The organism is Paraburkholderia caledonica, assembly GCF_000383275.1.
Lineage (GTDB): Bacteria > Pseudomonadota > Gammaproteobacteria > Burkholderiales > Burkholderiaceae > Paraburkholderia > Paraburkholderia caledonica.
Genome location: NZ_KB911065.1, coordinates 1 through 1,351, shown reverse-complemented (window position 1 = coordinate 1,351; position 1,351 = coordinate 1). Strand labels below are relative to the sequence as shown.

Below are 1,351 nucleotides of genomic sequence, written 5' to 3'. Positions count from 1 at the left end.
CCAGCCGCTGTGCGCGTTGCGCGAGGCCCGCGACCGTCGGATGCTCGAACACCTGCCGCGGCGTCAGCCGCCAGCCCGCCTCGCGTGCCCGCGCGATGATCTGCAGGCTCTGGATCGAGTCGCCGCCCGCTTCAAAGAAGTTGTCCGTCACGCCGAGATCATCGCGCCCGAGCACGGCCGCCCAGATCGACAGCAGCGCCGCTTCGACCTCGTTCGACGGCGCCACCCGTTCGATCGCCCCCGCCTGCGGCGCGGGCAGCGACGCCCGGTCGAGCTTGCCGTTGGGCATCCACGGCAACCGTGCGAGCACCGTTATCGACGACGGCACCATGTAGCCCGGCAACTTCCGCTCCAGTTCGCGTTGCAGACGTTGGGCGTCAACAGTCGGCAGGGACGCTGCGTCGGACTGCCCCGCCACATATGCCGCGAGCCGCTGCTTCTGCGCCGGGCCCACCACGATCACCGCGGCCTCGCGCACGCCCTCGCACTGGCGCAGCACCGCCTCGATCTCGCCCAGTTCGATGCGCTGCCCGCGCAGCTTCACCTGCTGGTCCAGCCGCCCGAGGAACTCCGCCGTGCCGTCCGCGCGCACCCGGCACAGGTCGCCGCTGCGATAGACGCGCGCCCCCGGCTCGCCGTATGGGTCCGGCACGAACCGCTCGGCCGTCAGCGCTGCCCTTCCCTGGTAGCCGCGCGCCACTGTCGGTCCGCCGATGCACAGCTCGCCGAGCCCGCCCACCGGCGCTTCATCGCCGAATGCGTCGAACACCCGCGCCGTACGCCCCGGATACGGATGCCCGATCGGCACCGTCACCTGCCGTGCGTCGTCGGCTCCGGTGCGGCGGTACAGCGCCGCCACCGTCGTCTCGGTCGGCCCGTACAGGTTGTCCAGCCGGATATCCGCGAGCGGCCCTTCGCGCCAGCGCGCGAGCGCGTCGCCCGGCAACGCCTCGCCGCCCACCGTCACCTGACGCAGCGCAAGTTGCGCGCGCGGCGGTGCATGACGCTGCCACTGCTGCCACAGCGCGGTCGGAATCCGCGCGAATGTCACGCGCCGCTTCACCAGCCGCTCGCTCAGGCTTTGCAGATCCCACGGCTGCGTCCCGCGCATCTCCACCGTCGCGCCGCGCAGCAGCGCCGGCAGCGTCTCGTGCAGCGCGACGTCGAAGTTGATCGTCGACGAGTGCAGCACGGTGTCCGTGCCGTCGATGCCGTAGGTCGCGAGAAAGTCCTGCAGGTGCGTCCACAGCGCGCCGTGGCTCACGCCGACGCCTTTGGGCCGGCCAGTCGAGCCCGATGTGTAGAGCACGTAGGCGAGCTGGTCGGGATGAAGGGGGGCGTCGAGGAAGTG

At 71.6% G+C, this 1,351-nt stretch carries 1 protein-coding gene; it reads right to left on the bottom strand.

Features of this window, described 5'->3' with window-relative positions; translation table 11 throughout:
• The coding region (locus H281_RS35320; RefSeq protein ID WP_033379797.1) for a non-ribosomal peptide synthetase at positions 1-1,351 on the bottom strand (1,351 nt) is incomplete at both ends.